Raw genomic sequence first — 9,395 nt, forward strand, 5'->3', positions numbered from 1 at the left:
CTGGCCTGCAAACCCAATCCCCTGTGGGAGCGGGCTTGCCCGCGAAGGCGGCCTGTCAGCCGGCACAGATGCAGCTGATTCACCGCTATCGCAGGCAAGCCAGCTCCCACATTTGGACGGCCATCCTTATAATGGCCGCTTTTGCGCAACCCATCAGGCTCTCAGTTCTTGGCAAATATAGATAACGCGGCCGCCGAAATGGCGGCCGCAGGCTTTTACCGCATCGCCCTGGGCGTGGAATACAAAGGTTCGCGCTATCGCGGCTGGCAGCGTCAGGCGTCGGGTGTGCTGACGGTGCAGGAAACCCTGGAGAAGGCGCTGTCGAAAGTCGCTGACTCACCGGTGTCGCTGATGTGCGCCGGGCGTACGGACGCCGGTGTGCATGCTTGCGGCCAGGTGGTGCACTTCGATACCCAGGCCGAGCGCACGATGAAGGCGTGGGTGATGGGCGCTAACATCAACCTGCCCCATGACGTCAGTGTCAGTTGGGCCAAGGTCATGCCGGCGCACTTTCATGCACGCTTCAAGGCCATCGCTCGGCGTTATCGCTATGTGATCTACAACGATCAGATCCGTCCGGCGCACCTCAACGAAGAAATCACCTGGAACCACCGCCCACTGGACGCCGAGCGCATGGCCGAGGCCGCGCAGCATCTGGTCGGCGTGCATGACTTCAGCGCGTTCCGCGCCGGCCAGTGCCAGGCCAAGTCGCCGATCAAGGAAGTCCACCATCTGCGGGTGACGCGCCACGGCAAGATGATCGTGCTGGATATCCGTGCCGGTGCATTCCTGCACCATATGGTGCGCAATATCGCGGGCGTGCTGATGACCATTGGTACCGGCGAGCGCCCGGTGGAGTGGGCCAAGGAAGTGCTGGAAAGCCGTATTCGCCGCACGGGCGGTGTCACAGCCCATCCCTTTGGCCTGTACTTGGTGGATGTGGAGTACCGCGACGAGTTCGAGCTGCCGGAACGTTTCATCGGGCCACACTTCCTCACAGGTTTCAGCGAACTTGGCGGCTGACGCCCGGAAAAGCTTTTGTTACCATCCGGGACTTTCTCGGCCCAACCCTGAGGTTTCCACGACATGCCAGCCGTTCGCAGCAAGATTTGCGGGATTACCCGCATAGAAGACGCGCTGGCGGCAGTCGAGGCGGGGGCGGATGCCATCGGTTTCGTGTTTTATGCCAAGAGTCCGCGGGCGGTGAATGTGCTGCAGGCGCGGGCGATCATTGCCGCACTGCCGCCGTTCGTCACCACCGTGGGCTTGTTCGTCAACGCCAGCCGCTGCGAACTCAACGAAACCCTGGATGCCGTACCGCTGGACATGCTGCAGTTCCACGGTGACGAAAGCCCTGACGAATGCGAGAGCTATCAGCGCCCGTATATCAAGGCGTTGCGGGTCAAGGCCGGGGACGATATCGCCGCCGCCTGCGCTGCCTATGCGGGCGCGCGCGGGATCTTGCTGGACACCTATGTCGAAGGCGTACCCGGTGGTACGGGTGAGGCGTTTGACTGGTCGCTGATTCCCGAGGGGCTGAGCCAGCCGATCATCCTGGCGGGCGGGCTCAATCCCGTGAATGTCGCGGCAGCGATCAAGCAGGTGCGCCCGTATGCGGTGGACGTCAGTGGTGGCGTGGAGCAGGGCAAGGGCATCAAGGATCACAGCAAGATTCGCGCATTCATGCAGGCTGTGCGCGGGATGTGACGGCTGGCAGTCTGCCGCCGTCCATAACTACCACTGTGTAAAACAGCCCGGTGCCGCCTGTGGGTGGCCCGGAAATGAAGTGGCAACCCTGCACTGGCAGGTTGTCTGGAAGGCTGAGGATGCATGCGGGAAATGGCTGGTCGAACGCCTGACCCCGTCCAGCATGTGTCATCGCCACATATGAATTTAGCTCAAGGGCATACGCGGGGCTGTGTTCAAGCCACCGGTACTGGAGAAAGAAAGCATGAGCAACTGGTTAGTAGACAAACTGATCCCTTCGATCATGCGTTCCGAGGTGAAGAAAAGCTCGGTTCCTGAAGGTCTGTGGCACAAGTGCCCGTCCTGCGACGCGGTGCTGTACCGCCCGGAGCTGGAAAAGACCCTGGACGTTTGCCCCAAGTGCAACCACCACATGCGAATCGGCGCGCGCGCGCGCATCGACATCTTCCTGGATGCCGACGGCCGTGCCGAACTGGGTGCTGACCTGGAGCCGGTTGACCGTCTCAAGTTCCGCGACAGCAAGAAGTACAAGGACCGCCTGACCGGCGCGCAAAAGCAGACCGGCGAGAAAGACGCGCTGATCTCCGTCAGCGGCAAGCTGCTGGGCATGCCCGTGGTGGTCTCGGCGTTCGAGTTCTCCTTCATGGGCGGTTCCATGGGTGCCATCGTTGGCGAGCGTTTTGTGCGCGCTGCCAACTACGCCCTGGAAAACCGTTGCCCGATGATCTGCTTCGCCGCCTCGGGTGGCGCGCGCATGCAGGAAGCGCTGATCTCCCTGATGCAAATGGCCAAGACCTCCGCGGTGCTGGCGCGTCTGCGTGAAGAAGGCATCCCGTTCATCTCCGTACTGACCGACCCGGTCTACGGCGGTGTTTCCGCCAGCCTGGCCATGTTGGGTGACGTGATCGTCGGCGAGCCAAAGGCCCTTATCGGCTTTGCCGGCCCACGTGTGATCGAGCAGACCGTGCGCGAAAAACTGCCGGAAGGCTTCCAGCGCAGCGAGTTCCTGCTGGAGCACGGCGCAATCGACCTGATCATCCCGCGCGGTGAACTGCGTCCACGCCTGGGCAACTTGCTGGCACAAATGATGGGCCTGCCGACGCCTGTGTACGTCGCGCCTAAAGTTGAACCGATTGTCGTGCCGCCGGTGCCAGCAAACCTATGACCCAACGTACCCTGGGCGAATGGCTCGCCTACCTTGAGCAGTTGCATCCGTCCGCCATCGACATGGGCCTGGAGCGCTCGCAACAGGTAGCGGCCCGCCTCGGGTTGGGCCGGCCGGCACCGCGCGTGATCACGGTGACCGGCACTAACGGCAAAGGCTCTACCTGCGCCTTTGTCGCCGCGCTGCTGCAGGCTCAAGGCTTGAAAGTCGGCGTGTACAATTCTCCGCACCTGCTGCGCTACAACGAGCGGGTGCAGCTCAATGGCGTCGAAGCCACTGACGAGCAACTCTGCGAAGCCTTTGCCGCGCTCGACGCCGGGCGTGGCGAAATTTCCCTGACTTACTTCGAGATGGGCACCCTGGCGGCGTTCTGGCTGTTCGAGCGTGCGCAGCTGGACGTGGTCGTGCTGGAAGTCGGCCTGGGCGGGCGCCTGGATACGGTCAACGTGGTGGATGCCGACCTGGCGCTGGTGACCAGCATTGGCGTGGATCATGCTGATTACCTGGGCGATACCCGTGAGTCCGTGGCCTATGAAAAGGCCGGGATCTTCCGTCAGGGCAAGCCTGCACTGTGTGGTGATATCGATCCACCGCATACCTTGCTGGACAAGGTGCGTGAGCTGGACTGCCCGTTCTTTCTGCGTGGCCGCGAATTCAATCTTGAAGTCGGTGAGCAGTACTGGCAATGGCGCGGGCGTGATGCGCGCGGCCAGGTGGTGGAGTTGCGCGACCTGCCGCTGCTGAACCTGCCGATGGAAAACGCCGCACTGGCGTTGCAGGCCTACCTGTTACTGGATCTGCCGTGGAATGCCGAGCAGATTGCGGCGACCTTGCAGGCCACTCGGGTAGTAGGGCGTCTTGATCGGCGTGCATTCGAGTGGGAAGGCAAGCGCCTGAACCTGCTGCTGGATGTGGGGCATAACCCGCATGCGGCGCAATACCTGGCGCGGCGCCTGTCGCGTACGCCGCCGGTCGGTCGTCGCCTTGCGGTATTCGGCTTGTTGGCTGATAAGGATCTGGGGGGCGTGGTTGCGCCGTTGCTGGATGATGTCCAGGCGTGGGCGGTCGCGCCGCTGGATTCGCCGCGTAGCCGTCCGGCTGTTGAGTTGGAAGCTGCCTTGCAGAACCTTGGTGCGTCCGTGGCGTCGTATGCAAGCGTCACTGCAGCCCTCGAGGCGCAGTGCGCGGTTGCCACGCCTGACGACGAAATTCTGTTGTTCGGATCATTTTATTGTGTTGCCGAGGCGCTTGAGTGGTTGGCCCGGCGCTCCACGGAGGAAGCTGCACATGGCATTACTGGATAGCGCATACAAGCAGCGAATGGTTGGAGCCCTGGTACTGGTGGCGTTGGCGGTGATTTTCCTGCCGATGCTGTTTTCCCGCCAGGATGAGCAACGCCAGGTCGTGGTTGAAGCGCCCGCTGCGCCGCAGGTGCCTGTGGTGCCTCAGGTGCAGGTAGAGCCGGTGGTGGTGCCAGAACCGCAGGCCTTGCCTGAGGAAGAGCCGGTGCCGAGCGATGCTGAAATCGCCGCGCAAACGGCACCGTCGATGCCCGTGCAGCCAAGCGTGCCGGTGGTCAAGCCAGCGCCGGCGCCCGTTGTGGCGGCCAAACCTGCCGCTCCGGCACCTGCGCCCAAGCCTGTAGCACCGCAACCGGCCGCGCCGGGCAAGCCGGAGGTGGGGCAGAGCCGTATCGATCCGAATGGCCTGCCGATCAGTTGGTCGATCCAGCTGGCCAGCCTGGCCAACCGCGAGAGCGCCGACGCCTTGCAGAAAAAGCTGCGTGCCCAGGGCTACAACGCCTACATCCGCAGCGCTGATGGCAAGAACCGGGTGTTTATCGGGCCGCTGATCGAGCGTGCCGAGGCGGATCGCCTGCGCGATTTGTTGGGGCGCCAGCAGAACCTCAATGGTTTTGTGGTGCGTTTCCAGCCTGAGCGCGGCTGATTGCTGCGAGTTTTTGAGTGAAATGCAGGCCAAATGTGGGAGCTGGCTTGCCTGCGATGATGGAGGTGCAGTCAACGATGATGTTGAATGTGCTGGCCCCATCGCAGGCAAGCCAGCTCCCACATTGTTTTTTGGGTGGGGTTGAAATGGCATCGGTCCATCACAAACTATTGATTTGCAAAGCACGCACAATCACCGCTTACCGATAGCCCGGCGCTCTGCTAAAATGCGCCGCCTTATCTGTCTGTAGGCTGCACTGTGCCATTTACCTGGGTTGATTGGGCGATCGTTGCAATCGTCGCCATCTCCGCTTTGATCAGTCTAAGCCGCGGCTTCGTAAAAGAAGCTCTGTCGTTGCTGACCTGGATCATCGCAGGAGTCGTAGCCTGGATGTTCGGTGGTTCACTGTCGGTCTACCTGGCCGGATACATCGAGACACCTTCGGCCCGCGTCATCGCGGGCTGCGCCATCATGTTCATCGCCACGCTGCTGGTGGGGGCAATGGTCAATTATCTTATTGGCGAGTTGATACGTGTCACCGGCCTCTCCGGGACCGATCGATTTCTCGGCATGGCCTTTGGCGCCGCGCGTGGCGCGTTGCTGGTGGTTGTGGCGGTCGGGCTGTTGAGCCTGGGGCCAGTACAGCAGGATTCGTGGTGGCAGGAGTCGGTACTCGTGCCAAAATTTCTATTAGTTGCGGATTGGTCCAAGAACCTCATTTTGGGGTGGAGCAGTCAGTGGCTGGCCAGCGGAATCAGCGTACCCGCTGATCTTCCGTTCAAGGAACACCTCTTACCGGCCAAAACGCCTCAGTAAGCTGTGTTCAGTCAAGATTCATTAAGTAGGGGTTGCGTCGCATGTGTGGCATCGTCGGTATCGTCGGTAAGTCGAACGTCAATCAGGCGCTGTATGACGCGCTAACCGTCCTCCAGCACCGCGGCCAGGACGCTGCCGGTATTGTGACCAGCCACGACGGCCGGTTATTCCTGCGCAAGGACAATGGGCTGGTGCGTGACGTGTTCCATCAGCGTCACATGCAGCGCCTCGTCGGGCACATGGGCATTGGCCATGTGCGCTACCCGACCGCTGGCAGCTCGACTTCGGCCGAAGCTCAACCGTTTTACGTCAACTCGCCTTACGGCATTACCCTGGCGCACAACGGTAACCTGACCAACGTTGAACAGCTGGCCAAGGAGATTTACGAATCTGACCTGCGCCACGTCAACACCAGCTCCGACTCGGAAGTTCTGCTGAACGTGTTTGCTCACGAGCTGGCCCAGCGCGGCAAGCTGCAGCCGACCGAAGAAGACGTGTTCGCGGCCGTCACTGACGTGCACAATCGTTGCGTCGGTGGCTATGCCGTCGTAGCGATGGTGACCGGCTACGGCATCGTTGGCTTCCGTGACCCCCACGGCATCCGTCCGATCGTGTTCGGCCAGCGTCACACCGACGAAGGCGTCGAGTACATGATCGCCTCCGAAAGCGTGTCCCTGGACGTGCTGGGCTTCACCCTGATCCGCGACCTCGCGCCGGGCGAAGCGGTGTACATCACCGAAGACGGCAAGCTGCACACCCGTCAGTGCGCCGTGGCGCCGAAACTCACTCCGTGCATTTTCGAGCACGTCTACCTGGCGCGTCCGGATTCGATCATCGACGGCGTTTCGGTGTACAAGGCGCGCCTGCGCATGGGCGAGAAGCTGGCCGAGAAGATCCTGCGCGAGCGTCCTGAGCACGATATCGACGTGGTCATCCCGATCCCCGACACCAGCCGCACCGCTGCGCTGGAGCTGGCCAACCACCTGGGCGTGAAGTTCCGCGAAGGCTTCGTGAAGAACCGCTACATCGGCCGTACCTTCATCATGCCGGGCCAGGCAGCACGCAAGAAGTCGGTGCGCCAGAAGCTCAACGCCATCGAGCTGGAGTTCCGTGGCAAGAACGTGATGCTGGTGGATGACTCCATCGTGCGCGGCACCACCTGCAAGCAGATCATCCAGATGGCCCGCGAAGCCGGTGCGAAGAACGTGTACTTCTGCTCCGCAGCCCCAGCCGTGCGTTACCCGAACGTGTACGGTATCGACATGCCGAGCGCCCACGAGTTGATCGCTCACAACCGCACGACCCAGGACGTTGCCGACCTGATCGGCGCCGATTGGCTGATCTACCAGGATCTGCCGGACCTGATCGAAGCGGTGGGTGGTGGCAAGATCAAGATCGAGCAGTTCGACTGCGCCGTGTTCGACGGCAAGTACGTGACCGGCGACGTCGACGAGGCCTACCTGAACAAGATCGAGCAGGCGCGTAACGACTCGTCGAAGATCAAGACCCAGGCGGTCAGCGCGATCATCGATCTGTACAACAACTGAGTAGACACCGGCCCTGAGGGGCCGGTTTTGTATCTTAAATAAAGAATTGAGTAAGGAGTGGCAGCATGAGTCAGGAATGGGATGCCGGTCGGTTGGACAGCGACCTCGATGGCGTAGCTTTCGATACCCTGGCTGTGCGCGCCGGTCAGCACCGCACGCCGGAAGGTGAGCACGGTGATCCGATGTTCTTCACGTCCAGCTATGTATTCCGTACTGCCGGTGATGCGGCTGCGCGCTTTGCGGGCGAAGTGCCCGGCAACGTGTATTCGCGCTACACCAACCCGACCGTGCGTGCGTTCGAAGAGCGCATCGCGGCCCTGGAAGGCGCTGAGCAAGCGGTGGCCACCGCGACCGGCATGGCGGCGATCCTGGCGGTGGTGATGAGCCTGTGCAGCGCTGGCGACCATGTGTTGGTGTCGCGCAGTGTGTTCGGCTCGACCATCAGCTTGTTCGAGAAGTATTTCAAGCGCTTCGGTATCGAAGTGGACTACGTGCCGCTGGCGGATCTTTCCGGCTGGGACGCAGCGATCAAGGCCAATACCAAGCTGTTGTTCGTCGAGTCGCCGTCCAACCCGCTGGCCGAGTTGGTGGATATCGCCGCCTTGTCCGAAGTGGCTCATGCCAAGGGCGCGATGCTGGTGGTGGATAACTGCTTCTGCACCCCGGCATTGCAGCAGCCGCTGAAGCTGGGGGCGGACATTGTCGTGCACTCGGCCACCAAGTTCATCGACGGCCAGGGTCGTTGCATGGGTGGCGTGGTGGCCGGTCGCGGCGAGCAGATGAAGGAAATCGTCGGCTTCCTACGCACCGCTGGCCCGACCTTGAGCCCGTTCAACGCCTGGATCTTCCTCAAAGGCCTGGAAACCCTTAGCCTGCGCATGAAAGCCCATTGCGCCAACGCGCAAGCATTGGCCGAGTGGCTGGAGCAGCAGGACGGTATCGAAAAGGTGCACTACGCCGGCCTCAAGAGCCATCCGCAACACGAGTTGGCCCAGCGCCAGCAGCGTGGCTTCGGTGCAGTGGTGAGCTTTGAAGTGAAGGGCGGCAAAGACGGCGCCTGGCGTTTTATCGATGCCACGCGCCTGATCTCCATTACCGCCAACCTGGGCGACAGCAAGACCACCATCACCCACCCGAGCACCACGTCTCACGGGCGCTTGGCGCCGCAAGAGCGTGAGGCGGCAGGTATCCGTGACAGCCTGATCCGCATCGCGGTGGGCCTGGAAGATGTGGCTGACTTGCAGGCTGACCTGGCTCGCGGGCTGGCGGCCTTGTGATCGAGTGGTCCCTGGAGGCCGCGGTGGCGACTAACGGGCGCGTCGCGTTGGTGACGGGCGCTGCCCGGGGTATCGGTCTGGGCATTGCTGCCTGGCTGATTAGCGAAGGCTGGCAGGTGGTGTTGACCGACCTGGACCGTGAGCGTGGTTCCAAGGTGTCCAAGGTGCTGGGGGAAAACGCCTGGTTTATCACCATGGATGTGGCCGATGAGAAGCAGGTCGCCCAGGGCGTTGCCGAGGTGCTTGGGCAATTTGGTCGCCTGGATGCCTTGGTGTGCAACGCGGCGGTGGCAGACCCGCGCAATATCACCCTGGAAAGCCTCGACCTGGCCTATTGGAACCGCGTGCTCGCGGTGAATCTCAGTGGGCCGATGTTGTTGGCCAAGCATTGTGCGCCGTACCTGCGTGCCCATGGGGGTGCCATCGTCAACCTGGCATCGACCCGCGCTCGTCAGTCTGAGCCGGACACCGAGGCCTATGCGGCGAGCAAGGGCGGCCTGTTGGCGCTCACTCACGCGCTGGCCATGAGCCTTGGCCCGGAAGTGCGGGTCAATGCTGTAAGCCCTGGCTGGATCGATGCGCGTGATCCGGCTGCGCGGCGTGCCGAGCCTTTGACCGACGTCGATCACGCCCAGCATCCTGCGGGCAGGGTCGGTACGGTGGAGGATGTGGCGGCAATGGTGGCGTGGTTGCTGTCGCGCCAGGCCGGGTTTGTCACCGGGCAAGAGTTTGTCGTGGACGGTGGCATGAGCAAGAAGATGATTTACAGCGAGTAGGGCGGGTAGCCGTCTTGAAGTAATTTTGTCTTTTTCAGAAAAACTTCAAGCGGGCTATTGACTTAGGTCCGTTACCTGCGTAAATTTCGCGGCCTCAACGAAGCAAAGGGTGATTAGCTCAGCTGGGAGAGCATCTGCCTTACAAGCAGAGGGTCGGCGG

The 9,395-nt window shown here is 61.9% G+C and carries 9 protein-coding genes; all 9 read left to right on the forward strand.

Going from position 1 to position 9,395, the window contains the following annotated elements:
- Window positions 1–198 precede the first annotated feature (198 nt).
- The 9 genes from truA (at window position 199) to NUV89_RS24550 (ending at window position 9,235) form a co-directional block, all read left to right on the forward strand.
- The gene (gene truA, locus NUV89_RS24510) at window positions 199–1,023 is read left to right on the forward strand and encodes a tRNA pseudouridine(38-40) synthase TruA (protein WP_101272132.1); all 825 of its coding nucleotides are present in this window, start codon (window positions 199–201) and stop codon (window positions 1,021–1,023) included.
- 63 nt (window positions 1,024–1,086) lie between these two features.
- Window positions 1,087–1,707 (forward strand): phosphoribosylanthranilate isomerase, encoded by a 621-nt coding sequence (locus NUV89_RS24515; RefSeq protein WP_257783352.1) that lies wholly within the window; start codon window positions 1,087–1,089, stop codon window positions 1,705–1,707.
- A gap of 244 nt (window positions 1,708–1,951) precedes the next feature.
- Window positions 1,952–2,872: an acetyl-CoA carboxylase, carboxyltransferase subunit beta gene (gene accD / locus NUV89_RS24520; RefSeq protein ID WP_017737853.1), complete on the forward strand. Its 921-nt coding sequence runs from the start codon at window positions 1,952–1,954 to the stop codon at window positions 2,870–2,872.
- Complete coding sequence (folC, locus tag NUV89_RS24525; RefSeq protein WP_257783353.1) at window positions 2,869–4,176, forward strand: bifunctional tetrahydrofolate synthase/dihydrofolate synthase; 1,308 nt, start codon at window positions 2,869–2,871, stop codon at window positions 4,174–4,176. The genes accD and folC overlap by 4 nt, the downstream gene beginning before the upstream one ends.
- Entirely contained in the window at window positions 4,160–4,819 is a 660-nt protein-coding gene (locus NUV89_RS24530; protein ID WP_257783354.1) for an SPOR domain-containing protein, read from the forward strand. The genes folC and NUV89_RS24530 overlap by 17 nt, the downstream gene beginning before the upstream one ends.
- A gap of 258 nt (window positions 4,820–5,077) precedes the next feature.
- Complete coding sequence (locus tag NUV89_RS24535; protein ID WP_003192538.1) at window positions 5,078–5,635, forward strand: CvpA family protein; 558 nt, start codon at window positions 5,078–5,080, stop codon at window positions 5,633–5,635.
- 41 nt (window positions 5,636–5,676) lie between these two features.
- Window positions 5,677–7,182 carry an amidophosphoribosyltransferase gene (gene purF, locus NUV89_RS24540; protein WP_017737850.1) on the forward strand — a complete coding sequence of 502 codons (1,506 nt, stop codon included), beginning with the start codon at window positions 5,677–5,679 and terminating at the stop codon, window positions 7,180–7,182.
- 65 nt (window positions 7,183–7,247) lie between these two features.
- Window positions 7,248–8,459 carry an O-succinylhomoserine sulfhydrylase gene (locus tag NUV89_RS24545; RefSeq protein ID WP_017737849.1) on the forward strand — a complete coding sequence of 404 codons (1,212 nt, stop codon included), beginning with the start codon at window positions 7,248–7,250 and terminating at the stop codon, window positions 8,457–8,459.
- An 11-nt stretch (window positions 8,460–8,470) separates the two neighbouring features.
- On the forward strand, window positions 8,471–9,235 hold the full coding sequence (locus tag NUV89_RS24550) for an SDR family oxidoreductase (RefSeq protein ID WP_257783355.1): 765 nt from the start codon (window positions 8,471–8,473) through the stop codon (window positions 9,233–9,235).
- The last annotated feature ends 160 nt before the right edge of the window (window positions 9,236–9,395 follow it).

The sequence above is a fragment of the Pseudomonas sp. 18.1.10 genome, from assembly GCF_024655625.1.
In the GTDB taxonomy this organism is placed as follows: domain Bacteria; phylum Pseudomonadota; class Gammaproteobacteria; order Pseudomonadales; family Pseudomonadaceae; genus Aquipseudomonas.